The sequence below is a fragment of the Pseudovibrio sp. Alg231-02 genome, assembly GCF_900143565.1.
Taxonomy (GTDB): domain Bacteria; phylum Pseudomonadota; class Alphaproteobacteria; order Rhizobiales; family Stappiaceae; genus Pseudovibrio.
This window is the reverse complement of sequence record NZ_FREX01000007.1, coordinates 261,955-286,027: the sequence shown is the minus strand read 5'-3', so window position 1 is coordinate 286,027 and position 24,073 is coordinate 261,955. Positions and strand designations below refer to the sequence as shown.

The 24,073-nt window shown below is 49.4% G+C and carries 16 protein-coding genes; 3 read left to right on the top strand and 13 right to left on the bottom strand.

Going from position 1 to position 24,073, the window contains the following annotated elements:
- Nucleotides 1–190: 190 nt before the first annotated feature.
- From DHN43_RS18925 to DHN43_RS18915, 3 genes are all read right to left on the bottom strand, one after another.
- Complete coding sequence (locus DHN43_RS18925) at nt 191–877, bottom strand: MOSC domain-containing protein (RefSeq protein WP_108819664.1); 687 nt, start codon at nt 875–877, stop codon at nt 191–193.
- 66 nt (nt 878–943) lie between these two features.
- Nucleotides 944–1,456 (bottom strand): GNAT family N-acetyltransferase, encoded by a 513-nt coding sequence (locus DHN43_RS18920; protein ID WP_108819663.1) that lies wholly within the window; start codon nt 1,454–1,456, stop codon nt 944–946.
- A gap of 93 nt (nt 1,457–1,549) precedes the next feature.
- Nucleotides 1,550–2,920, bottom strand: coding sequence for a cytochrome P450 (locus DHN43_RS18915; protein WP_063307046.1), 1,371 nt, complete (start codon nt 2,918–2,920; stop codon nt 1,550–1,552).
- A gap of 258 nt (nt 2,921–3,178) precedes the next feature.
- Here DHN43_RS18915 and DHN43_RS18910 point away from each other — a divergent pair, with 258 nt between their 5' ends.
- On the top strand, nt 3,179–3,448 hold the full coding sequence (locus tag DHN43_RS18910) for a DUF2798 domain-containing protein (RefSeq protein WP_057461061.1): 270 nt from the start codon (nt 3,179–3,181) through the stop codon (nt 3,446–3,448).
- A gap of 214 nt (nt 3,449–3,662) precedes the next feature.
- Nucleotides 3,663–4,595 carry a DMT family transporter gene (locus DHN43_RS18905; RefSeq protein WP_063293512.1) on the top strand — a complete coding sequence of 311 codons (933 nt, stop codon included), beginning with the start codon at nt 3,663–3,665 and terminating at the stop codon, nt 4,593–4,595.
- Nucleotides 4,596–4,619: 24 nt separating this feature from the next.
- Here DHN43_RS18905 and DHN43_RS18900 read toward each other — a convergent pair whose 3' ends face one another.
- The 7 genes from DHN43_RS18900 to DHN43_RS18870 form a co-directional block, all read right to left on the bottom strand.
- On the bottom strand, nt 4,620–5,366 hold the full coding sequence (locus DHN43_RS18900; RefSeq protein ID WP_108819662.1) for a formyltransferase family protein: 747 nt from the start codon (nt 5,364–5,366) through the stop codon (nt 4,620–4,622).
- 33 nt (nt 5,367–5,399) lie between these two features.
- Complete coding sequence (locus tag DHN43_RS18895; RefSeq protein WP_108819661.1) at nt 5,400–6,698, bottom strand: capsular biosynthesis protein; 1,299 nt, start codon at nt 6,696–6,698, stop codon at nt 5,400–5,402.
- Nucleotides 6,695–7,996, bottom strand: coding sequence for a capsule biosynthesis protein (locus tag DHN43_RS18890; protein ID WP_208995489.1), 1,302 nt, complete (start codon nt 7,994–7,996; stop codon nt 6,695–6,697). The genes DHN43_RS18895 and DHN43_RS18890 overlap by 4 nt, the downstream gene beginning before the upstream one ends.
- Nucleotides 7,997–8,014: 18 nt before the next feature.
- On the bottom strand, nt 8,015–8,671 hold the full coding sequence (locus DHN43_RS18885) for an ABC transporter ATP-binding protein (RefSeq protein ID WP_063303037.1): 657 nt from the start codon (nt 8,669–8,671) through the stop codon (nt 8,015–8,017).
- Nucleotides 8,668–9,438 (bottom strand): ABC transporter permease, encoded by a 771-nt coding sequence (locus DHN43_RS18880; protein ID WP_108819660.1) that lies wholly within the window; start codon nt 9,436–9,438, stop codon nt 8,668–8,670. The genes DHN43_RS18885 and DHN43_RS18880 overlap by 4 nt, the downstream gene beginning before the upstream one ends.
- A gap of 9 nt (nt 9,439–9,447) precedes the next feature.
- Nucleotides 9,448–10,821 carry a hypothetical protein gene (locus tag DHN43_RS18875; RefSeq protein ID WP_063303039.1) on the bottom strand — a complete coding sequence of 458 codons (1,374 nt, stop codon included), beginning with the start codon at nt 10,819–10,821 and terminating at the stop codon, nt 9,448–9,450.
- 165 nt (nt 10,822–10,986) lie between these two features.
- Nucleotides 10,987–12,168, bottom strand: coding sequence for a polysaccharide biosynthesis/export family protein (locus DHN43_RS18870; RefSeq protein ID WP_108819659.1), 1,182 nt, complete (start codon nt 12,166–12,168; stop codon nt 10,987–10,989).
- 244 nt (nt 12,169–12,412) lie between these two features.
- Here DHN43_RS18870 and DHN43_RS18865 point away from each other — a divergent pair, with 244 nt between their 5' ends.
- Nucleotides 12,413–13,180, top strand: a complete 768-nt coding sequence (locus DHN43_RS18865; RefSeq protein WP_108819722.1) for an SDR family NAD(P)-dependent oxidoreductase — start codon at nt 12,413–12,415, stop codon at nt 13,178–13,180.
- Between the two features lie 19 nt (nt 13,181–13,199).
- Here the strand turns inward: DHN43_RS18865 and DHN43_RS18860 are convergent, their stop codons facing one another.
- From DHN43_RS18860 to DHN43_RS18850, 3 genes are all read right to left on the bottom strand, one after another.
- Nucleotides 13,200–14,561: an aminotransferase class I/II-fold pyridoxal phosphate-dependent enzyme gene (locus DHN43_RS18860; protein ID WP_108819658.1), complete on the bottom strand. Its 1,362-nt coding sequence runs from the start codon at nt 14,559–14,561 to the stop codon at nt 13,200–13,202.
- The gene (locus tag DHN43_RS18855; protein WP_108819657.1) at nt 14,561–22,123 is read right to left on the bottom strand and encodes a type I polyketide synthase; all 7,563 of its coding nucleotides are present in this window, start codon (nt 22,121–22,123) and stop codon (nt 14,561–14,563) included. The genes DHN43_RS18860 and DHN43_RS18855 overlap by 1 nt, the downstream gene beginning before the upstream one ends.
- 386 nt (nt 22,124–22,509) lie before the next feature.
- On the bottom strand, nt 22,510–24,036 hold the full coding sequence (locus DHN43_RS18850; RefSeq protein WP_108819656.1) for a Fic family protein: 1,527 nt from the start codon (nt 24,034–24,036) through the stop codon (nt 22,510–22,512).
- Nucleotides 24,037–24,073: the final 37 nt, after the last annotated feature.

Here is a 24,073-nt window from a genome sequence, read left to right as displayed (position 1 = left end):
ACAATTCTCCATTCATAATCGAATACTTGCTGTTGGTCTTATCTAAAGCGAAGCCTCTAAAGATGTCTTTCTGGAGTCATCTTTTAGTGAACTTATGTGGTTTGCGATGCACACATACTGGACCATTCTCATCTAGCAAAAAACACGCAAGTCCTGCTCTGGGTCCTTCAGAGGTATGTGCTATGCAGCTTTACGAGACACTCACCTTTTGTCCGATAGCAATTGAACCAGATTGGACAACTTTGGCATAAACGCCAAACTTAACGTCGAAATCGCGTGCAATGGGTCGCAAGATGTCTGGCTCGAACTCAAGGTCATCTTGGGCGATGGTTACCATTCTGCAGCGTTCTGTTTTATGTGTCACTTCCAGCTGCACACCACCTATTGTCAGTATCCTGCCAATTAAATCGTCATCGGTTACATCCTGCGGTACATCCAAGGTGATATTCGGCCGGAAACGGCGCTCATCAATTTGTGTCCCTGGAACAAGGCTTTGCAATTTTGCCACTTCTGATGAAAGCAACAGGTGCACCGAACCATCGTCAAAATGTGGGATGTTTCTCTCTGGAACGACTGTCACTGGCTGTCCAAGAAACTCAGTGAGTCTGTGATTGATTTTTTCTGAGCTAATATCAATGGCACACCCGTCCGGAAAACCAATTGACACAACGCCCTCCCTCGATACAGCACGTAATGACAACAGGTTATCAATACGTCTGAAACGCCGCGTGTTCTTGCCACTACCGAATTTTCCTTGGTCATCAGAAATAGCGAATTGCCTATCGCCAACCACACCTCTTTCATCAAGGTCGAGTTTACTAAGCGTTTCTCCAAGCAGAGATTTGATTGGGTAGTGCCATAGCGACTGAATTTTCAAAGCTGGTCCTTTGTTCGGGTGTTTCGTGGCTAGTATAACGAGGTGGGCAGAGGCACCAGCTGTTGGCTAGGTGGTGGAGGCCAGTGTGCTTTGGCTGGTGAAGTGGAGGAAGGTCATCTCTGTTCCTTGATAGTCACCGGAGCGGGGCGTGTGGCTTGCATGGGTCAGATCAGAGATTGTCTTTGTCCAGAATGCCAGTGCTCCAGTATTTTTGGGCAGCACGCGCACTTGCCAGTCTCCCGGATGCAGCTTCAGGCAGGCTTTCAGGGCCGCTTGTCCCAAGCCTTGCTGTGTGAACTTTCCAAGCACGAAGAACTGGCCCATGTCGATCAGCGTGGTGTCATAGGGATACTGCCGCACCAGCGCAAAACCTGCGATCTCACCAGCCTGCATTATGAAATAGGGATGGTGGTCGGCTTCGCGGAAGTAAGCAAGCACGATGTTTTCATCAAACTCAAACCCGCCCGCTGCAGAAACCGGCCAGTGCATGTACTTGGACATGTCATAGAGGTAGAGCTGAAACATATTTTTCAGCACAGGCACATCCGCCAATACCATCGGCTTCAACTCAACAGACATAACCACCCTCACATGTCGGAGCTACTCAGCAGAGCAATGCATTAGCACTGAATGAGGACTGGCGTCGAGCGGTTGTGATGTTGGAATGCCCGCCTAAGTGCGGAGTGGTGTGACTTTGCAGACGATGGGGCGGGTTGGTTCGAGAAAGAGGACACCTTCCGGCTCTACTTTGTCGGCGTTGAGGATGTCTATGTCGAACCGGGTAACGAGGTTTGCCAGAATGAGCGTGCCTTGAAGAATGGCGGAGCTTGCGCCGGTGCACATGCGCAGGCCGCGTCCAAAGGGCAGGAAGCTTTTCATGATGATGTGCTGATCTTTGCGCATATAGCGTTCAGGATCAAAACGGTCCGGGTTGAACCAGTATTGCTGATGTCGATGCACAATCCATGGGGACACAGTAATCTGCGCACCTTCCTGCAGGTCCAGTTTACCCAGTTTGATTGGTCTGCTGGCGCGACGGGTCAGGTGCGGGATAGGCGGGTAGAGCCGCAGGATCTCGCGGAAGACATTGCGGGTGTATCTGAGGCGTGAAAGCTGCTCGAACTGAATGTCGTCCTGCCCACCCACTTTGCTGACCTCTTCGCGGATCTTTTGCTTGGCCTCAGGGCATTGGGAGAGAACAAAGAACGCCCACATCAAAGCTGCGGCGGCCAGCTCCTGACTGTTCAGGATTGTGGTGACGTGGTCCACGATTTGCTTGCGAGTGAAGGGGATATTGGTTTCTGGAGAACGGGCAATGAGAAACTTATGTAAGAAGCTGTGATGGGAAAAGCTGTTGTGCTGGATATTGCCATCAATGAGCATACTGACCAGATATCGCAGTTGCTGGGCCGCATACATGGCTGTTTGGGGTAGCTTGGGCAGCTGCCAGGCAACACCTTGTTCTGCCGTCTCACGGATCACTTGCGAGATGCGCTTCTCAAAGTCACGGGCATGGGAGTTGATCTCGTTGAACACATCTGTTGGCAGCTCGTTGGAAAACAGCATTCTGTAAGCGATGTCTGCATTCAGGCGTCTGAGCAGCAAAGACAGGTCTATCACCCGGTTTTCATTTTGAATTTCTTCGCAATAATCTTCGAACCGGTTGATTGAGTTCTGGATGTGCTCAAAATTCACCTGCTGGGTGCGCATGGTGCCGATGGGCCGGATCATATCGCGCTGGTCTACACACCGGTTGTTGCTCGTCACAATCGGATGATCGCCCAGTAACGGGCGCAACAGCTCAATCATTCCCTCGGCTTTGACGAAGATCTCGGGTTTCTCTTCAAAAATAACGGAGATGAGGTCCGGGTCGTTGATCAGGTAATTGGGTTGCTCTGCCGTGGAAATGTCAACGATATCTGCTTTGTAAAGTTCTTCCGGGAGGTGCCTCAGGAGGTTTGTCTCAACGCCATCAAAGTCCCCCGTGCCTTCAGTGTATGGGTGAGGTGCCGGAGGGCGATATAAGCTGTTGTTTGTATCCATAGAGCCTGACTCGATTGCATCATGATGGTCACATCGAGGGTCCTCGCGGGAAATGACCCGATCCGCGAGTGTAGGCATTGCCGCTTTAATAATTCGCTGAATTTAATGTCGGATCATACTGAAAATACAATGCAATTACTGGTGGTTTTGGTGAGATGATGAAACCACGGCTCTGCATAACTGCCATGCGCTACGGTATCTTGACAGTTTGACTTGATTTCATATAGTTTGACCTCAAACAAAAATAGAGATAAGTGCATGAATGTTTCCCCACGGACCTATGGCTACCTGCTGCGTATCAGCATTTCATTCTTCATGAGCATTATGATGTCATTTGCCATGCTGGTGTTGAACCTCGGGTTTGTCGAAAACTTTATGGCGCTGTGGTTCAAGTCGTTTTCTGTTGCCTTCGCGCTTGCTGTTGTTATCAGTTCACTGGTCTTTCCCCTGGTGATCGCCCTGCTGTCGAAGCTTGTGAAAGTATGTGACGAGCCTGCCGACCTGCAGGAAGTGACGGAAGGCTGCTAAGCTCCGTTTTTCAAAAAACAAAGCACCTGACCTAACTGTGATGCAAAAAGGAGTGTCCCTTGCTTTTTGCATTTGCTTTGTGATGCATCACAGTATACGTGCAGTATTGATGTCGATTGGCATCCAAGAATTCTTTTCAGCACATTTCCTCCCACTGTATTCGCTTTCCGGTTCGCCTCGGTAAGCGGATTTGTGCTGCTAACAAGGACACAAAATGGCTCAGCTCCTCGGCAAGCGAAACATGGGTATCGCGCTTACAATCCTGTCTACGCTGATCTTCGCGATGCAGGATGCGATCACCAAGCAGCTCGTGTCAGACCACCCGGTCTGGTTCATCATGATGGTGCGCTTTTGGGTTTTGCTGGTGATTGCGGTTGGCTGGGCCATGATCAGCGAACAAGGGCTCTATAATGTGGTGCGCACCAAACGTCCGGTGCTCCAGATTATTCGCGGCCTGCTGCTGTTTGCCGAAATCTGCCTGATCACCTTCGCCTTCAGCATGCTGGGACTGGCCGATGTAACGGCAATTTTTCAAGCCCATCCGCTGATCGTGACGGGGCTTGCGGCTCTCTTCCTTGGCGAGACGGTTGGCTGGCGCCGCATTCTGGCAATGTTCTGCGGTATGGCAGGCTTGCTGGTGATGCTGCAGCCGGACGGCAATATCGGCGGTTGGGGCGCTGTGGTGGCGCTGGCTGCCTCGGTCAGCTTTGCGCTGTATCAGTTGTTTACCCGTGTTGCGAGCCAGGATGACAGCGCGCTCACGTCATTCCTTTATGTTGGCATCGTGGGCACAGTTCTCTCCACCATCATCGGCTCTCAACACATGATGGCGTTTGATGAAGTGGAATGGGCGCTGCTGCTCGGCATTTGCGCAACGGGGACCTCCGCACACTTCCTGCTGATGAAGGCACTTTCGCTGGCACAGGCAAGCGACATTCAGCCGTTCAACTACCTTCAGCTGGTCTGGTCGATCCCGATCGGGTTCCTTGTGTTCTCCGACCTGCCAATCTGGAGCACCATTCTCGGTGCAATCATCGTGGTGGGTGCTGGCCTGTTCTCGCTGTCTCGCCAGCGTATCCGTGCAGCCGAGAAGGAAACGGGAGTTGAACCTGAGACCTCAGAGGAAGTGGCTGCGCGCGCGGACTAACGTGTCGCGTGCTTTCCGTGCGGTTTAAAGCCGGTTGCCGCGGGTCAGAAACCTCAGAACATCGCCATTGGTGGGCCAGCTGCGATACCGCGGCGCCCGGTCATCCGGTGCTGGTGGGCAGTCGTTCTTGCCAAGAAAATGGGAGGCGACGAGCTTCCCTGTCTTGCGGAACAGGTCAAGGTTGGTGCGAAAGAGCGTTCTCTTTTCCGGCACTACAGGTGTTTCCGCCAGCACTTTACCCGCATCAATCTTTTGAATGCTCTCATGCAGGCTGAGGGTGAAAGCCTGCTCATTCTCCAAAATTGCATGAAAGACCGGATCCGGCCCTTTGTAGATCGGCAGTTTACCGGGATGGATGTTGTAGGTCTTGCCGGAAAACCGCTCGTAAAATGCCGTGTTCAAAATCTGCCCCAGATGAACCGTCAGAATCAAATCCGGCTTACAACGCTCGATAAAGTCGAGAGTCTGAGGCGCGCTGGCGTCATTCGTTGGTAAAACAGGACATTGCAGGCTATGAGCCCAGGTCCGCATGCTCTTCCATTTGGGAACATGTGGCATCCGGTAGGCTGGCTTTGTCACGGCACCCAGGTATCCCGCATAAAGCGGACCGGAGCGGAGCATAAGATCCTTGTAAGCCCGCCAGTCATTGCGCTTACCCGATACGGCGGTGCACTTCACAAGGCCACAGATCTTGATTTCCGGATATGCCAGCAAAGAATGTAAAGCAGCATCAGTGTAAACGCTGGCGTTGGAAACAAGACAAATCTGCATGCATACTCCCCAATTGCATAGTGTGGTCGTCAACTACATAAAGTAATCGTAGGTGACGCCCATTTTCCGTGCTTTTTCCATCCTTGGCGGCTCTACCCGTTTCAGGCGTTGCTCTGCGTAGGAGGTGGAGAGGATCTTTTCTGCTGTCCCCTTTGCCGCAGCTTCCAGGCCAGCCGCATTGTAAAGTGACCCGCGCACCTGAATGGTGGTTTTCAACGCATCGATAAACTTGCGGAACACATCTGGCTCCGGCGGTGTTGCTGAGCGCCAGAACGTCTCCCAGTCGCCCTGATGCGTCAGGCCGTCCATATCGTAAATCGTTGGCAAAATGCAGCAGGTCGGTACACCATATTCAAGCGCTTCAATGCCGGCAGAGCTATTGATGGTCAGCATCCCAAGGGATGGTTCAGCAAGTGCTTTGATCGTCTGCCCATGAATGAGCTGCGTGCGCTCTTCAACACCATGCTTCCGGCTGGCCTCAACAATTGCCCGAGACAGCTCTTTGAAGCGGTATTCCAGCGGATGGCTCTTGAGCAGCAGCAATGTCCCTTCAGGCGCATTGCGTGCAAAAGAGGTGATGACCTTCTCAATTGCCTCATAAATGCTGGCAAAGGGAGAGTGATCCCGGATCTGAAAATCCCCATTCAGCTGCAAGGCAAAGAGATAATAAGGTGTGCCGCTTTGCTTCAACTGGTTCCAGATAACATCCGCTTCCTGCTTTCGGCGCTTGGCCTGCAGGCGAGCCTTGAGCCAGCCACCATAAACCTGCACACGAGATTCCGTGCGGTGATTGTGGTAGTGCGGAAACCTGCGGGCATGAACTGCGTTATAGAATGTGAAACCGAGCTCTTGCAGTACGATCTGCTTATAGCTGCCAGGATAAAGGACGGTGGGCGTGTCATCCGCCTGCTGTGTCTCCAGCGCCATCAGATCCTGCTTGTTCTGCGGGAAATGCGAAAGCGCAGAACAGCCACCATACTCGACTGTCATCCAATCCGGACGCAGATAGCCAAGCTCGGTCGCAATGATGGTGACGTCCAAACGCTTGGCAACACCAATGGCGACTTTATGGTAGTAGCGCCGGTCTCCATGAAGCAGAATATCAGTGACCCCATGCGCAACAATCAAGGCTTCTAGAAAAAGGGCCCAGTTCTCAGCAGGCTCAGAAAAATGGATGGTTTCTGTCTGCTCCCAGTCATGGACATCACTGCCACAAAAATGGACCTTAAGCGTCTTCGCGCCCAGCTTCTCCAAATGGTGTGCAGTGCGGGCGTAGTATTTGGAAAGTGGACCTTGCAGCAGCAAAATGCAGCGCTTGTTTTCTGAAGTCATTTGTCACTCCAGTAACAATTTGCCGGGATGGGAACGCCAGCAGCTTTGGCTTGCGCCAGACGCGGCGGCGTTTCAACAAACGCGCCATGACCGTTGACGCCATCCTCCATCATGCGTTTCACAAACTCTTGCGCCGCGATCTTTCGACCTTCGGGATTAAAAAAGCTTCCATGCACTTGAATGGTATGCCCCATAAGCTTTTCCAGGTCGTGATAAAGGTCAGCATCCGGTAGAGCTGGTTCCCTCCAAAAGTCATCCAGAGACCGCTGGTCCGTCAATCCGGCAATATCATAGACAGCAATACCCATGGCTTTCACCGGTACGCCGCTTTTCAGTGCTTCCATACCAACCGTGCTGTTCACCAGCACGCACCCACGCGAATGCCTGAGCAACTGATTTAGATTGCCACCATCAATAATGATTGTGCGCTCCAAACAACCGAACTCCGCAGCAATCTCGCGAATGACTTTCGGCCAGTTCTCAACGTTGTTGTCAAACGGATGAAGCTTGAACACCAGCTTGCTCTCAGCTGAAGCGCTTTGCGAAAACGTGCTGTAAAGCTCGCGAATGAAACCGGACAGATGCTTGTAGTGCGAATGATGCCTGATCTGATAATCGCCCTGCATTTGCATAGGGACGACAAAATACTCGGCCTGCTGCTGGATGAGCGTGTTGATTGCCTCTTCCGCTTCCTGCCCAAGCCGTTTCTGGCGCATCAAGCGCGGAATGTAGCTGAAATAGTCCCTGAACGGATGATAGTAGCGATCCCGCTGATAAAACGGGAACAGATATGGGAAGAAGATCGGGATCAGGTTGCAGATGACCTCATTGGTCGCCTCCTGCAAAAACGCATGCGGAAAACGGCTTGCAGCTTTCAGCTCAAGCAAGTCAGCGGCGCTTTGCCTTATCTGTGCCGGATCATTCGGGAAGTGCGAGTACACTCCCATGCCACCGCGCTCCAGCGTGATCCAATCCGGGCGCATATAACCAAACTCATAGGCAAATGTGTTGATGCCCCGTTGCATGGCAACATCATGCGCTACCCGGTGATACGGTCGCCGATCTGCATAGTACAGAATGTCCGTGATACCATTCTCATCAATCAGCTGCTCCAACCTGCTTTGCCAGTTCTTCAACCGCCCCCAATAAGCTTTCGCCCCCAACCCAACGCGAAAATACCAGTCACTAAGTGAAAAGTTAACAATGGTGTACCTGATCTTGCGAGCTTCAAACTCTTCAACAAGCGCCCGACAAAAGGCAGAAGGGTGGGACTGTAAAATAAGAACTGATCGATCCACTAGGACACCCACACTCAGCTACTTAAGCTGATTTTCCCGATGCTGAGCAAGCGCTTCATCGACAGAGTCATACATAATCAACTCACCCTCATGCAACAGGCAAGCGGTATCGCAGAGTTTTTTTATCGTTCGTTCTGAATGAGAAATCATGATGATATTGGCGTGTTTAAGTTTGCTTTCGAATACTTCGTCGCATTTTCGTTTGAAACGCCGATCTCCAACGGCCGTGACCTCATCAATAAGATAGCACTCGAAATTGATCGCCATGCTAACTCCGAAAGCGAGGCGTGCCTTCATACCGCTAGAATAAGTCTGAATCGGAAGTGTCATCGAGGGGCCAAGCTCAGAGAAATCTTCAACAAATTCTACCATGCGCTCAGTGTCTTCACCGTACATTCGCGCCACGAAACGCACATTCTCAATACCAGTCATCTTTCCTGCAAAGCCGCCGCCAAATCCTAGAGGCCATGATATTTTCACGTTGCGCTTTATCCGACCACTATCAGGCAACTCTGCACCAGCGATTAGACGCATAAGTGTAGATTTGCCAGCTCCATTATGTCCTAAGATGCCGATGTTTTTGCCGGTTGGAAATCTAGTTGTGAGTTTGTTTAAAATTGTCTTAGTCACGCCTTTGAGGCGATAACTTTTATGGACCTCTTGAAATTCTATCATCTAATAGATTTCTTTCTATAGAGGCGCTCGCCAAAGAAGCCAATAAGCAGAAGTATTGTAGCGACAGTTAGAAGATAAGTTCTATCCAGAACAATACTATCATAATTCCCGTAGTACCCTTCTCGAAACCACTCGATCCCATGAAGAACGGGATTCCATGACAATAACTTTACAATATCTGTTGGAAAATCACTAGGTACATAGAATATCCCAGAAAGAAAAAATAAAGGCCTACTTATAATAGCTTCCAATTGCTTCCAGGTTGGCCACAATCTAAAAATGACTGCATTTGTTGCTCCGGCTCCTAATCCAAGTAACGTAAGCATGAAGAAAGCAATTCCACATTCTTCAACTCGAACAGGTATAGGTGCATCATTGAACAAAACTAATGTAGTAAAAAAAACAATGATTATCATGAAATATGTCAAGGTAATCAAAATGTACTTTGACAGTAGAATGTCGGTTTCTTTGACTAGTGGGTAGCTCAACAGACCGCGACTAGAACTAATTGCCGTCATCAATGAATTTGATAACTTAGAATATGTCTGAAAAGGGAAAACACCCGTGGCAAAAAACAAAGCAAAACTTGTTCCGAATGCAGGGGCCCTTCCAACAGTAGAGAAAATAAAGACTAATACAAGAGTGCTTAGAGTCGGAGTGACAACTGCCCATAGGTATCCCAACTGGGTGTCGCCAAATGCGGTTCTAGTTTCTCGTAGAACTAATGCACCAATGACACGTGCTTGAGTGGTGATAACGCCTTCCATATGCACTAACTATTTGAGATGGTCACGGATGGAATAAGCAATCACTATAGCAAGTGCCCAAACGGCGAGTAACCCAAGAAACAGAATGAGAGAATTGACCAAGCGCCTCGGATAAATTGCTTCTTGTGGTTTTGCTGGAGGATGAAAAACTGCAAGATATCGTTGCTGGCGATCTGCCTCCGCGCGCGAGCGTTCCAAACCAGCAAGTGCTGAAGTGTAGGCTTGTTGGGCAAACTCTTGCTCTACTACCAGTTCTTCGTAATTTGCCAATAGTGCGGATAGCGAGGAAAGACGATCTGATCCGCTAGCTAAAGGCTGAAGACGCGTCAGGTTTTTCCCGCTTATTTCATCCCGCTTATTTAATATTTGCTTAATTAAAACTTCTTCTTGTTTCCGCAACTGCCGGATTGTCGGGGAACTCTCATCGATAGTTCCAACAAGTGTTGCAAGTCGCGACCTAGTATCCAAGAGCTGCTTTTCTAGCCCAGCAATAAGCTCAATTTGAACTTCAGCATTTTTTGTCGGGTCAATTGAGCTTTCAGCGCTTCGAAAATCCTTTATTCGCCTACGGATCATCTTTAAGCGTAATTCTGCGCGGAGGACTTCCTCTTCAGCAAACTTTACTGCATCACGACGTGCACTCTGAGAAAGTGTGTTCACAAGTTCTGCCCCATAAGAAAGAACATGTGAAGCAATAAGCTCGCTCATCTCTGGTGAAAATGCTTGAACTTCTACCTCAATAATGCTCGAGGTATTATCAAAGCTCGTTGTAATCATACTTTGCCAATAGGCGACTAATTCCTCTATTGGTAGGTTTGGATCCAAACGATAGGCAAAATCTACATTATCCTTACTGAAGTGGCTAACAATACCGATATCTTTAGAGAGCTTTTCTACGACCTCTCTACCTTCCAGATAATCCATTAGAATAAAGGAGTCTGTAGTTGTCGTTCCTACACTGGCTAATCCAGTCAACGCTCCTAGGAAATCGCCCCCAGCGGATGTACCATCCATTCCACGAACTGAAAATCCTATCGACGATGCATAGCGCTCAGAGGCAATAAGCAGAAAGTAAGTAGCACCTAATATACTAGGCAAAAGAACCATCAAAGCGAATGAAAGAGCTAACGCTCTTCGCCTCAGTTGTTGTGGTCTCAAACTTCGAAAGAAAACTTGTGATTCAGTGTCTCTTTTTTTCGTCTTATTTGATGTATCAATTGGCAGTGCGACGATTGAAGCTGCCTTTTTGGGTGAAGACTTAGATCTTGCAGGACGCTCGGCAGGTTTCGCTCTAGTAGAGTTTTCAGATTGCGCAATTTGATCTGGAGCGGATGCATCTGCACGACGAATCTTTGCAACTTTTGCGGTTGTCCCTTTTTCCATATTAGGTCTTCACCTTTTCAAATGTGCATATAATCGTCGAGGGGATGCCTATTTCAAACTCTCAGCATGATCATAATAGAACATAACATGACAATTCAGTTTGAGAAATATGCTTTGGTTTCGCTTTAGACACATGACGTGCGCTGTGTCTTATTGGCCTCAAACTCAGAACGTACGAGCGACTTTTCCAATCGCCAAAGTTCCGCTTAGAATTTTGACAAATTTATTTAACTCGGCCCCATAGGCGCTGGAAACATATACCACGTCTTTATCCCTTAACGTGAAGAGCTGCGCTTTGAAATAAGAGCGGGCATCGCGCATATTAAGTCGATAAATAACTGGAACACCGACGTTATTCACAATCTTATAATCTGAGCTCAACTTTGCAAGAATCTCTGATTTCTCATAACGATAAACAAATAACCCTTTTGAGTCTGCAGATGCTTCGTCGAGACCACCAATACGGCCTAGTGCCTCAATAAGAGAAACATTGGAGGCTTGAATTGGATATTCTCCAACCTTTGGTACTGCTCCAAAAGCTGTGAATGTCTGGGGGTCATGCGTGATGAAGACACGATCTCCTGGTCGCATATATACGTTTTCGTAGTTTTTCAGAAAGACGGTGCTCAACAGCTGCTTTGCCTGACGCTCATTACGCGTAATCGACACATAACTTTCTGTTGCAGGCAGTGAGTTTCCGCCAGCATTCGCGACAACATCGAGCAATCGCTTGCCATTCAGATCTAAGGGATATTGCCCAGGATTTTTAACAGCGCCATTTATGGTGACTAAACTGCTTGCGTTCTGTACAAGTGTTACAATTACTTGCGGATTATTTGCTTTGCGATCTAGCGCGACTTGTAGCGCTTCTTGAAGCCGCTCAACAGACTTTCCACGCGCATTTACCTTTCCTACATATGGTATAGTAATTGCGCCACTTTGGCTTACCACAAATGGGCCTAACTCCACACCTCCGGCTTGTCCTGTCGGTGTAAATAAACGATCAATGCCTTGTTCCCAAACGACAACAGAAACAGTGTCTCCAATGCCAACGATATGTTTTGGAGCCCATTTTGCACCCGTGAAAACTTTTGACAAACCATTAGGTTGATAGGCTGAAAGCACTGATACAACGGAATCGTCAAGATCAATGAGATGATAGTCGAAGGGATCCGCACGTCGATCAGAAGAACCAGCCTGAATCTCTGCAGACATAGGGCCAGCTGAAGGTAGTGCAGCGCAGCCAGCTAGGAGACCCAGCAAGGGTGTAATGACAGCAATGGATTTAAAGAAGTCTGAAAATACTTGGGTCGACCGTAACTTGGTCGAGTCGGGTAATAAATTCATAAATCTTCTATCCACTTTATTGCCGGATTAAAAATACGCATGTCAAAAACACCCAGCTCGAATGAAGAGATTAATACCTCAATCTGAGATAGATTTCAAATTTGTGATTGGAAAGGAGTTCAACTACCTGTTGTTTTCTCTGGAGAAAGTCACACTTTCTGGAAGTCCGTAGAAATCTAGGTTGCACGTTAACTTTCTGTTTGCCAAAACAAATGAAATACGCGTTGTTTGGAGCCCTTTTTTTATGTTTTCTCCGAGATCGATTCTCATCACAGGTGCCAGCTCCGGGTTGGGGAGGGCTTTGGCTATTTCTTATGCAGGTGAAGGCGTAACTCTTTGCTTGACTGGGAGAAATGAGGAGCGGCTGCTTGAGACTGTGCGTGAGGTTGAGCGAGCAGGGGGCATTGTACTTTGGAAAGCGCTTGATGTTTGTGATGCGGTGGCTCTTCAAAACTGGGTTGAGGAGTTAGAGCGGCACACAACTCTCGATTTGGTCATCTCTAATGCAGGTATCACGGGGTCACATGAGGTTGATGGCGCTGTCGAGACTGCAGAGACGGCACATGCTCAGATTGCGACTAACCTCGGGGGAGCTGTCAATGTTTTGACAGCGGTCGCACCATTTATGCAGCAGCGTAAAAGCGGTCGAATTGCGTTGATCAGCTCGTTGGCAGGAATGCAGCCGATATCTGATGGACCTGCGTATGGGGCCTCAAAAGCTGGTGTGATCGCGTATGGTGAAGCGATGCGGGACCACCTTTATAAGTGGGGAGTGTCAGTATCCGTGATCTGTCCGGGATATATTCTGACGCCGATGGCCGATCAATTTAAAAGCTGGCGACCTTATGAATACACGGCAGAGGAAGCTGCTTCTTCAATAATGAAAGCGATTGCACGGAAAAAAGCGTTTTATGCATTCCCATGGCAACTGGCGCTGAGTGTTCGTATCGGAAAACTGCTGCCCTGGAAACTGCGCAGACTAGCAAATCAGCGCTTTAATTATCAGCGCTGACTCAATTTCATATTGCTAACTAAGCAGACATAACCTGTTGAATTAAAATAGGATTACTATCGTAATTCGCTATTTCTTCGTTCACCAGTTCGATCGCCTGATCTAATTGCTCTTCAGTATGTTCTGACGTGATGAAAAAGCGCAGACGAGCCGATTTTTCTGGAACTGCCGGATAGATAATTGGCAATACATTGAGCCCGCGATCGAGCAAACGCGCAGCCAAAACAGTCGCCTTTAATGAATCGCCCATCATGATCGGAACAACTGCACAGCCTTGGCTGACACCAGTATCAAGACCTGCAGCCTGAGCCTTCTCAAGGAAATACTGCCCGTTTGACTGTGCTACCTGTACCCGGTGAGGCTCTGCTTCCAAGAGGCGAATGGCTTCACAAACCGCTGCTGCGATTGGTGGGGCAATGCCGACACTGAACACAAAACCTGAGGCTGTGAGTTTGAGATAGTCAACCAAATCACTACAGCCAGCGATGTAACCGCCGCACCCAGCTAATGTCTTGGAGAATGTGCCCATCCAGATATCAATATCTCTCGGGTCCACCTTGAAGTGCTCGGCGAGGCCGCGGCCTGTTTCTCCGAGAATGCCGATGGAGTGCGCCTCATCGACCATGAGCCAGGCACCGTATTTCTTTTTAATCTCAATCAGACGTGGAAGATCCGGGTAGTCCCCATCCATTGAGTAAACGCCTTCAACCACGATCAGTGTACGCGGGTGTTTATGGGCGCGCAGCTCCAGAATGTTTTCCAGTGCCTCGAAATTGTTATGGGGGAAGGATTGCCGAACGGCACCAGAAAGCTTTGCACCTGTGACGATGCTGTTGTGAATGTAACTGTCATGAATGATCAGATCATCCGGCTGCATCAATTGGCCGATGCTGGTGACGTTGGTTGCATGGCCACTGACAAAAGCAACAGAACTTTCAACGCCATGCATCCGAGCAATGAGCTTTTCAAGCTCGGTATGGATTACACGCTCGCCAGCAACAACCCGGCTGGCACTGGCTGAAATGCCATAGTGGTCGACGGCTGTTTTGGCAGCTTCCTGAACCTTCTCATGCCCATTCAGTCCCAGATAATCGTAGGAGGAGAAGTTAAGGTAGGTTTCTCCGTCAATCAGCGTCGTTGCCCCCGCGCGCGCGTCATGCGCACGGAAAAAAGGATTGTTGATCTGCAACAGATCCGCCGCTGCTTTTTGAAGGCGAATTTCCTTAAACCCCGGAAGGTCCGCAAATTTCGGAGCTATTGCTTTATCAGCTTGAGGTTTGGCAGCCTTCTGCTTTGGAAGCGCAGACTTTGAGCGCCTGACAGCGCTCAAAGCATTCAACCGGTCGTCTTTGCTTAGTTTTTTCTTGTCTGATTTGGCCATTAATTCAAAAGTCTTGCTGTTTTGTCCTGATGAGTATCGAGGATTTCGCGCACAGTTGATTTTTGAGCGTCATCCAGATCATCAGAAAGGTGTTGGCTGGCCAGAACGCTGTGGGACCCATCCTCAGCAGAAGCCTCTCCACCTTCGCGTTTGCGAAGTTTTTGTAGGATCTGCGCAGCAAAGTCATCCAAACACGTTCCGCCCGAAATAGATACCAGCGGAATCTCCAGATTGAAGCGTTTCTGAATTCCCATTCTCAGTTCAAGCCCCATCAAGGAGTCCATTCCAAACTCCGCAAGTGGGCGTTGATGAGAAATGTCCTCTGCTGGTAGGCGCAGGATGCGGCCAATTTCACCGGCAAGAATATGAGCAACAATTTCTTTGGCCTCTGTATCCGACTTGCCTTCAATGAGAGACAGAATATCGGTCGCACTGTCGCTGTCTCCATCCGTATCGCTGCGGCCAACGATTTCGCGGAAGAGCGGCTTGCTCAACAGTGACAAAGATTGATGAGCTGCTGCCCATGCAAAACGGCCAATATGGACCACGGCACCTGGTGCAGACCCATCATCCTGTTCCATGGCAAGCTTGAGAATATCCAGACCTTCACGAGCCTTAATGGTTGCTTCACCCAGATGCCTGGAAAGCTTGTCGGAAACCTCAGCATTTCTGGCAAGGAAGCCCACATCGCCGATCGCACCCCAGCCGACAGCAATTGCAGGTTTGCCAGCTTTACGTCGGGCTCTTGCAAGTCCTTCGAGATATCCGTTGGCAGCGACGTAATGAGACTGGCCAGGGTTCCCGATCAGGGTGGTTGCAGAGGAGAACAGGATAAACTGGTCCAACTCGTCCTGACGTGTCAGCTCATCCAGCAGACTTGCACCTTGAATTTTTGGCTCAAGCACCTTGCGGAACCGCTTCTCGTCCAGCTGTTGGATAATGCCATCATCCAACACCATCGCAGCATGGGTGATGCTCTTGAGTGGTGCGGACTGGCGCAGTTCGCTCAGCAAGCCGTGAACAGCTGTTCTATCTGTGACATCGCAGCTCACCGCGGAGACAGTTACGCCTTTTTCCGCCAAGGTCTCAAACAGTTTTTCGTGTTGCTCGCTCACCTTTGCAGACCGGCTTGTGAGTGTAATACGCCGTGCACCATTATCAGCCAACCAGCGGCAGATTTCCAAGCCAAAGCCACCAAGACCGCCGATCACCACATGATGACCATCCTGAGCAAATTTGAGAGAGGTACGCTCTTGCGGAACTTTAACTTCTTCAGGTTTTGGTGGCGTGATCAGGATCTTGCCGATGTGCCCGGACCGTTGCATGAGCCGGAAGGCATCCTGAACATTGCGACCCTCAAACACGCGGTGAGGCAATGGCGTGAAAGTACCGTCTTTGATCAGCTCAAAGACATCTTCAATGAGCTTGCGTGCCAGATCACTATCATGCAGCAGGATCTGATCCAGATCGATCCCAAAGTAAGAGACATTGCGACGGAACGGGCGCAAACCGATCTTGGTGTTTGCGTAATAGTCTCGTTTGCCAAGCTCAAGGAACCGGCCAAACGGGCGTACAATATTGATGCTTGCTTCCATCGCTTCGCCTGCAAGCGAGTTCAAGACTGAATGTACGCCTTTTCCATCAGTAAGTTCCATGACCTTGTCTGGGAACTGCAAACTGCGAGAATCAAGAATATGATCGGCACCGAGCAGACGAAGGATCTCTCGTTTTTCTTCAGACCCAGCGGTGGCAATGACCTTAGCGCCCACATGCTTTGCAATTTGTAGTGCTGCAAGACCAACGCCGCCTGCGCCACCGTGAATGAGAACCCATTGATCTTCTTTGAGTTCACCAAGATGGATGAGCGAGTAATAAGCGGTCAGGAATGCAACTGGATAAGTCGCAGCAGAGACAAGATCCTGACCTTGGTCCAGTTTCGCCACCGCAAATTTAGGGCAGGTGACATAGGAAGAGTATCCACCAGACGTAAACGCAACTACTTTGTCACCAACGGACAGGTCGCCGGCATTCTCACCAGTACGTGTAACAGTACCTGAAATTTCCAAGCCAAGATTAGGTCCGCCATAACCGTCTTCAAGCGCTTCTTCTGGAAGCATGCCCAAAGTCCACATAACATCACGGAAGTTCAAGCCAGTCGCGGCGACTTTAATCTCAACATGATCCTCAGATGGCTTAGTACGTTGCTGTCCACGCCAGTTCAGATGGTTGAGAGAACCTGCCTCTGAGAAGTTTAGTTCAACATTCTCTGCAGGTTTCCAGGTGGATTGACCAAACCCGGATTTAACACGTGAAACTACTCGGCTTTTTTGCGGCTGATGGAGTTCGTTCTCCATATTCTGATAGAAAACAGCCTCCAATATGTCGGAGGCAATGCCTTTGGCACCTTTTTCAATGCAAACATCAAGGGTAAGAGGTGTCAGTTCTGGAGCCTCATTGCCAAGAACACGTGCAAACGTCCAGGCAGCACTTTGTGCGGGAGCTTCGAGTTCAGCGTTATGACCGCTGCCACCTGGAGCAACAAGTGCGAGTTGACCGGCTAAACCTGGATAAGCCTTTACGAGGCCAACACAAGTTGCACAGCGCTTCATGACTTGGTCAACAGGGGCGTCACCGGCCTCTGCCAGACCATACAGATGGATGATGGTTTTGAGTTCTGCATCAAGGAAAGCAGAACCAGCAAGCGCGGACTTCCAACCGCTGGCTTCATTCAGGTCGAACTGCCCACTATCTGCATCCAGAATCTTGATATTACAGGCTGCTAATCTCTCATCACTCTGTATAGCCTTCGCAATTTCTTGCTCCAGCTTTGAGTTACCTGCCAGAATGACCATGGCCTTGCTTTCAGGCAAATCGGCGGTTGGATCAAGCTGCTGACTTACGTCTACAGGTTTTGCAGTCGCATTCAGCAAAACAATGGATGCACCTTCTTTGAGTGCCTCAATTGCGATTGGAGCGTTGAACGATGTCGAGGTAAACTGATCCAGCCAGTCATTGCTTGTTTTCAGCGGGCCGACCGGATACTCGTCGGAAATTGAGCCGGCAAACCAGTCTTCAGACAGACCAAAAGCCACATCATGGAAAACATCTGAAAGTGGTTCGATTGCAAGGAATTGACCGCCTTCTGTCAGTGATTGTCCGAGTTTTTCGAAGAGGTTTGTCTCGCTCTGACATGCTTCGTGAAGAAGACCGGATGATACAATGACATCGAATGGTCCCTGTTCTAACGCGGCATCCCAAGTGTGGTTACTGTCCAGATTGCTCGTATCAAATACAGCGATGTTTGGCTCATCCAAAACACTGGCAGACAAACGCGCCGCGCTTTTGTGATTGCTGTCAGCGATCGAAACCTTTGTTACTTGGCTAGGGAGTATCTGCTGAATATCTTTTGCCAGATTCAGCCCTGAACCGCTTAGATCCAGTACATGAAGCGGCGTGTCTGTGTCCCAGGTCGCAAGCGCGGTTCTGAGCCATTCAGAGATACTCTGGCTTCGTGTTTGTGCTTCCGGGGAGGAATACCAGTATTGCTCGAGCATCGCACTGGAATGTTCGAAACCATCGCCCTCAAAACTATCAAGGTCAAGGCTATCGAGAACGAATTTGCGTGTGGTTGCAAGAATGGTTGCAGCGGCGATGTCTTGCGGACTTTCTTCCAGTACACTCTCAACCAGCAGATCGAAATCAGGAAGCTCAAAATCGCTATTCAATTCAAAGCGATTTACCCCGCATTCTGTCGCTGCCCCAGCTTCCTGAAGAATCGTCAAAAGAGTAACAAAATACCGACGATGATTACTTGGTAAGTCCTCAACCGAAACAGTCTGTTCGCCATCTGCAAACTTTGAGATAATATCAAAGGCTGTTCGTTGTGCCGCCGCATTTAGTAGCAGATAAGCTTCACGCTCAGCTTCATCTTCAACAGTACGGAACTTTTCAGCAACGTAGTCTTCAATTGCCGGGAAGTTATGGTTGAGTTTTGCAACTGTGGTCGCTGGGTTTCGCTGCAGCTCTGCTTCGACGCGATAGATCAGGTCAGACGGGTTGTCTTTGCGGCCCAGTTCAGTTGCACGGAAGCGGCCTCCGGAAATCGCGATAATGACGTTGTCATCTTCATCGAAAATCTGGAAGTCTGCTAAAATTGAGAGTTCAGAAGCACGTTTGACCTGAATGCGAACATAGGCTGGGGACGCGCCTGTTTGATATTGGCGAACCTTATCAAAGAAAATTGGAACATACGCTTTGGGGCGACTGTTTTGGGATGTTGTCTCTCTGAATAGCGAGAGCAGGCCGTGGAAACATCCATCAAGTTCAGCAGGATGAATGCCAAAGGAAGAAACCTGCTCGTCATGTTCAAGTGCAGACAGGTGGACGATGAATGTACCCTCATCTACCTGAGAGACATTTTGGGTGCGTTGGAAACGTGGCCCAAATTCAAGTCCGTATGTGAGCGCCGCTTTGTAAATTTCCTCACCCGTGTTGATGAGTTGGGCTGCTTCAAAGTTGAGTTGAATGTTTGGTGCTGGAGTCTCCAGTTTTGCAACCCTGCCGACGGCATGCAGCGTCCAGTCATCTCCGCTCAGGCGCATGCGGCTGGAAATTTTAACAGTCCCAGTTTCCTCAGAGATTTCAGTTTGAACTTCGGTCAGATATTCGTCGCTCAAAACGAGCGCTTGCAAAATATCCATAGACCGCAGTTCTACAGCGACACTTCCATAAAGAGCGGAACCGGCAGCAAGAGCCATTTCAACATAGCCTGCACCGGGGAAAATCATTTGTCCGTTGATAATATGATCTTCCAAGAATGGAACCGTGAAGCGGTCCAGATGAGTGGTCCAGACGTTATAGGTGGCGTTCGGACGCCAACCTAAAAGCGGATGATCTCCACCCCTGAAAATGCCCATATTGGCCTCACCACTGTTTTCAAAGCGGAAGCTTTTATTTTGCCAGGGGAGAGGGAGCAGATTAACGGGTTCATCCGGGTTCTTGCCGAAGAGCTTATCCGTATCAACATTGATGCCTGCAACAAAAGCACGGGCGACGAGATTGATAATTGGGTCTGTTCCACCAAGTTGCTCGTTCGAAAGGCTGGAAAGTACAGATCCTTTTCCGCCTTTTTCAGCAGCGACCTGGCGTAGATAACTTTGCAGGATCGGTTTTGGACCAATCTCGATGATCGTTTCAGCGCCAAGATCAAGAGCGGTCGCAACGGCCTTGGAGAACAATACTGGCTTGCGAAGGTTCCGCCACCAATAGGCCGCATTGAGGTCCTTGCCATCTGAGACTGCCCCAGAAACGGTCGAGATAAATGGCACCTGCGCAGACTTGGAAGTCACAGTCCCGACTGCGTTACGGAATGGATGCTCAACGGGCTCAATGAGCTGGCTGTGGAAGGGGTAATTCAGCGCGACTTTTCTAAAGGCGACATGGTTGGCCCGTGCAAACTTCGCAAACCCGTCTATGTCTTCTTTCGTGCCAGATAAGCTGACAGATTTCGGACTGTTCTCCGCTGCAACTTCAAGGGATTCAAATCCACTTTTGGAGATGAGTTGACGGGCCTCATCAGCAGGGAGGACGAGCGCTGCCATGGTTCCGTGGCCCGCGACGACTTCCTGTTCTGCTGAACGATGATAGACCAACGATACAGCAGCATCCAGCGCGAGGGCACCTGCGACATGTGCTGCTGCAACTTCGCCAATACTGTGACCCAGAACCATGTCTGGTTTTATTGCGTAGTCCTCAAGCGCCTGACAAAGAGCAACCTGAACCGCAAACAGCAATGGCTGCGCAATGCTCGTTTTTTTCAGAGCATCGTCAAGTGTCTCACTGAACAGTTCGGTTTTTAGGGACCAGCCAGAAAGGTTTGTGAAAAGCTCATCAACTTTCTCAAAAGCAATCTTGAAGGTCTGGTTGGCAACATAGGCATCGCGGCCCATGCCAGCCCACTGTGCTCCGTTGCCAGAAAATGCGAAAGCGCACTTGCCTAGGTTTGTCGCTTTATTGGAGTAAATGACGTTTGCATTCTTCTGACCGGATGCAAAGTCAGACAAGGTATTTTTAAGAGCCTCGATATCAGTACCAGAAAATACTGCTTTTTCCGGGAAAATCCGTTTGCGATGAAAGGCCGCCGCACAAATCTTCTGGTTGCTTTGCTCTGTCAAAACCCCATCACGCGCATAACCACCTGCAAGCTCAACCAGTGCTTCCTTTGTCGGTGCTGATAAAAACAATGAGCTTACGGTTTTTGGCTGAGTGAGTTGCTCGACATTATCTGTCTTGATTTCCGGATCTTTGAGAATGACGTGCGCGTTCGTTCCGCCAAAGCCAAACGAGTTCACTCCGGCATATCTCGGGCTCTCACTACGTGGTAGCTCTACACCTTCGCTCGCGACATGAATGTTGAGAGCATCAAAGTCGATGTCTGGGTTTGGCTCGTTAAAGTGGAGACTTGCCGGGAAATGATTGTTCTGAAGTGCCAATACTGACTTTGCCAGTCCCACCAGCCCTGAAGCTGGTTCCAGGTGGCCTACATTGGTTTTAACTGAGCCGATCGGAAGCGGTGCGCGTCGCTTCTGCGCAATAGTGCGACCAATCGATCCGGCTTCTGCCGGATCTCCAACACGGGTTCCTGTGCCATGAGCTTCGACAAATGCAAGCTGATTGGGATCAATTCCGTGTGCCTTGTAGACACGGTCGAGAAGATTTGCCTGCTCGACATCCGATGGAAGCGACATGCCCACGGTACGACCATCTGAATTTACATCGACGGCAACAATATCTGCGTGGGAGCGCTGACCTTTCCAGCGCGGTGCGTCTTTTCTTTTGATGACAAGTACAACGCCACCTTCAGAGCGTACATAGCCATTGCCACCCGCATCGAAAGCTTTGCATTGCCCATCGGGAGATAACATCGTTGCTTGTGCGAAACCTACAAAAGGAAAAGGGCTGGCAAGCACGTTGACACCAGCGACAATAGCGCAGTCAATTCTGCCAGAGTTTAACGCACGATAGGCTTCGTGGAGCGCGACCAGAGAAGACGAGCAAGCGGTGTCGACAGTAAAACTTGGGCCTTTAAGGTCGAATATATAAGAGAGGCGGTTTGAGATAATAGAAAGCGTATTGCCAGTCATAAAATGACCGGTTGCTACATTAGGGTCGAACAGGCTTTCGTTGGCATAATCAAGCGCAGATGCCCCAACATAGACGCCTACATGATCTCCAGCTATGGTATCTGGTGATATGCCTGCGTCCTCAATAGCTTCCCAAGTGAGCTGCAGCAAAATACGCTGCTGAGGATCCATTTGCTCTGCTTCTCGAGGAGAAATGCCAAAAGCTGTAGGATCAAACTCCCACAAATTATCTAGGACACCCGCTTTAAAAGTGTATGCTTTGCCGGGCTCTGAAATGCGGGGATGGAGGTATCTGAAGTGCGACCAGCGATCAGTAGGAATTTCGGAAACACTGTTCTGTCCTGATTTCAGCAAATGCCATAGTGCTTCTTTACTTGAAGCTCCGGGTACACGAACTGAAAGGCCTACAATTTCCAACACGCAGCAAAACTCACTCAAACAGGGGATAGCATCTAGATTTGTGATGCCTGCATTTAAACTTAAAGTTCCATATATAACCTAGACGCGAATGTACTTTCAAAAAAGAACGCATCAACAGATATTTTGATATCACTTGATGTAGGGGAGGAGATTTCGTTTCTGCAAACTAAGTGGTTATTTTAATTATGTTGAATTTTATAAAAATATGAACTTCTATGTTGCTTACGGATTGTATGGTATGTGTTTGTTTGAAATATTTTTTGAGAGTAATTTTGTTTTTTTAATTACTTTTATTGCGTCAAGATAATTGCTCTGACTTCAGTTACACTTTTGAGTGCGAAGTCGAGAAGTTTTTCTCAAAGTTTCTGATGGGGTTTAAGGTGTTTCTATTCAAAAAGCCGTTCATAAATCTCTTCAATTCTCTTTGTCTCTTCATCTGTAAGCGCTGCGAATTCTTTGGCCTTGGCTCGGTGTGAGAGTTTTCCGTTATTTTGATTCAGGAATCGGAAGAGTAAATCTGCAAGGCGGGTAGGCATGTCTACGACTTGGTTTAGTTCGCGTTGAAAGTGGTCATGGTTCTGCAAGAAGCGCGCTTCTTCCGGTAAATCGTGTTCAACCGTACGTTTTACACAGGCGTAGAGAAATTCTGCGTGGGCGGTGGCGTCAAAGAATCGGTAGAAGTCGGCTGTTTCGTTTGTCACGGTCAGGTTACCATGCGCCGTGGGTTGCCAGTCAATCTTGCCAAGAAGGCGGGAGGAGTAGTCCTCCAGCACCTGTCGGTAAGTATCGATTCGCTCTAGAATAATCGAAGATACCGGGAAGACGACGCCGGGTGGATTGAAGCCGCGTTGTGCCAGTGCGTGGTGGATCAGGTAGCGGTGCAACCTTCCGTTGCCATCCTCAAATGGATGCACATAAACGAAACCGAAGGCGAGAACGGCCGCAGCGAGAACCGGGTCCAGATGCTTGGCGTAGTCCTGTGCAAAGTCGATCATGCCTTTCATCAGACTTCTCAAGTCTTCCGGTTTGGCGCTGATATGGTCTGGCACTGGCATGCGGGTCTCGCGGTCATGCATACCGACGAAGCCACCTTCTTCTCGTAAGCCCATATGTACGAAGCGGTCATCGCCGATCACAACGCGTTGCAGGCGGAGAAACTCTTCAATACTCAGTGGTGTTTTTCCGGCGTCAGCAATGGCGCGGCCCCAACGCTGGATGCGGTCATGGGCAGGGCGCTCGCCTTCAATGGCAAAGCTGGATTTGCTGTCCTTCAGAAGCAGAAAGGCTGCAGTGCGGGCGAGCAGATCTTTAGGGACGGATGCCGCCGCATCCATAGCTTTTTCTTGCAGCTTAGCCTGCTGGAAGCCCTCCAAATCTTTATTGCGAAAGATGAGAGGGCAGAATTGAGGTGTGCCGGGCAGGTTGTTGCGTACGCGGTGACGTGGAGAAGGTACTGTGCTGCCGCCAAATTGCTTTGTTGTATCAAGCGCATCCACATATGCGCCAGTTTCAACATCTGGCAAGTCCAGCAGCTCACCCAAAAGCCATTCATAGAGAAACCAGATGCGTCTTGTATAACGGCCCGTCGGGCGAGATCTTACCAACTCCTCAACAGGCTCAGGCCCGCATGCAAGGAACAGGCGCTTCAATACTGCGAGGTCCAACCCTTCGTTTTTCAAGGCAAAAGTGAGGTGACCCAGTAATGTTGGTTCTGGTGCGTGACGAGGTGTGAAGATCCGCCAGCCGTCCTGCTCTATGATCTTGTGGCGATCGCCAATGGCGCATAGAGTGTGCGGGATCGGCACTCTCAATTCGTATGCATCAATAAGTGCTGAATAGCCCGCCGGAGTTGCGGGCACAGGAAGCCAGCTTTCGTGAAAAACTGTTACAGCCTGTGAAAAAGGCTTATTCATGCACTATCTCCGTGAAAAACTATCACGAAATATAGCG

Excerpts from the sequence above, each read along its gene's own strand:
- DHN43_RS18920 (WP_108819663.1), bottom strand. The coding sequence starts at position 1,456 with ATGTCTGTTGAGTTGAAGCCGATGGTATTGGCGGATGTGCCTGTGCTG.
- DHN43_RS18915 (WP_063307046.1), bottom strand. The coding sequence starts at position 2,920 with ATGGATACAAACAACAGCTTATATCGCCCTCCGGCACCTCACCCATAC.
- DHN43_RS18910 (WP_057461061.1), top strand. The coding sequence starts at position 3,179 with ATGAATGTTTCCCCACGGACCTATGGCTACCTGCTGCGTATCAGCATT.
- DHN43_RS18905 (WP_063293512.1), top strand. The coding sequence starts at position 3,663 with ATGGCTCAGCTCCTCGGCAAGCGAAACATGGGTATCGCGCTTACAATC.
- DHN43_RS18900 (WP_108819662.1), bottom strand. The coding sequence starts at position 5,366 with ATGCAGATTTGTCTTGTTTCCAACGCCAGCGTTTACACTGATGCTGCT.
- DHN43_RS18895 (WP_108819661.1), bottom strand. The coding sequence starts at position 6,698 with ATGACTTCAGAAAACAAGCGCTGCATTTTGCTGCTGCAAGGTCCACTT.
- DHN43_RS18885 (WP_063303037.1), bottom strand. The coding sequence starts at position 8,671 with ATGATAGAATTTCAAGAGGTCCATAAAAGTTATCGCCTCAAAGGCGTG.
- DHN43_RS18880 (WP_108819660.1), bottom strand. The coding sequence starts at position 9,438 with ATGGAAGGCGTTATCACCACTCAAGCACGTGTCATTGGTGCATTAGTT.
- DHN43_RS18875 (WP_063303039.1), bottom strand. The coding sequence starts at position 10,821 with ATGGAAAAAGGGACAACCGCAAAAGTTGCAAAGATTCGTCGTGCAGAT.
- DHN43_RS18870 (WP_108819659.1), bottom strand. The coding sequence starts at position 12,168 with ATGAATTTATTACCCGACTCGACCAAGTTACGGTCGACCCAAGTATTT.
- DHN43_RS18865 (WP_108819722.1), top strand. The coding sequence starts at position 12,413 with ATGTTTTCTCCGAGATCGATTCTCATCACAGGTGCCAGCTCCGGGTTG.
- DHN43_RS18860 (WP_108819658.1), bottom strand. The coding sequence starts at position 14,561 with ATGGCCAAATCAGACAAGAAAAAACTAAGCAAAGACGACCGGTTGAAT.
- DHN43_RS18850 (WP_108819656.1), bottom strand. The coding sequence starts at position 24,036 with ATGAATAAGCCTTTTTCACAGGCTGTAACAGTTTTTCACGAAAGCTGG.